The sequence below is a fragment of the Mycobacterium angelicum genome (assembly GCF_002086155.1).
GTDB classification, from domain to species: Bacteria; Actinomycetota; Actinomycetes; order Mycobacteriales; family Mycobacteriaceae; genus Mycobacterium; species Mycobacterium angelicum.
In genome coordinates this window covers 1-353 of the sequence record NZ_MVHE01000327.1, presented here as the reverse complement: position 1 = coordinate 353, position 353 = coordinate 1, and the positions used below count along the sequence as shown (strand labels likewise).

The following is a 353-nucleotide window of genomic DNA, read 5'->3' as shown; positions in this document are numbered from 1 at the left end:
GATCCTGTGACTCGTCGACACCGACTAGCGTCAGCAGCCACACGATGGCACCGAGCGGAACGTTCACCAGGAACACGCTGCGCCAACCGAGGCCGTCGACCATGAGCCCGCCCAGCGCGGGGGCAGATGCCGCACCGACCATGCCTATGGCCATCCAGTTGGATATCGCCCGTGCTTTCATTCGGGGATTGGGAAAGGAGTGGCTTAGCAAGGCCAGCGAGAGCACTGAGATGAACGCCGCTCCTAAACCTTGGATCACTCGTGCGACCGTGAAAACTGCCAGGCTGACCGGTAGCACACAGACAATAGAGCTCACGACGAAGAGCGTGACCCCGAACACAAAACTGCGCCTG

General features: G+C 60.6%; 1 protein-coding gene. It reads right to left on the bottom strand.

Features of this window, described 5'->3' with window-relative positions; all coding sequences use genetic code 11:
* On the bottom strand, positions 1-353 hold a 353-nt coding region (locus tag BST12_RS29630; RefSeq protein ID WP_139802113.1), incomplete at both ends, for an MFS transporter.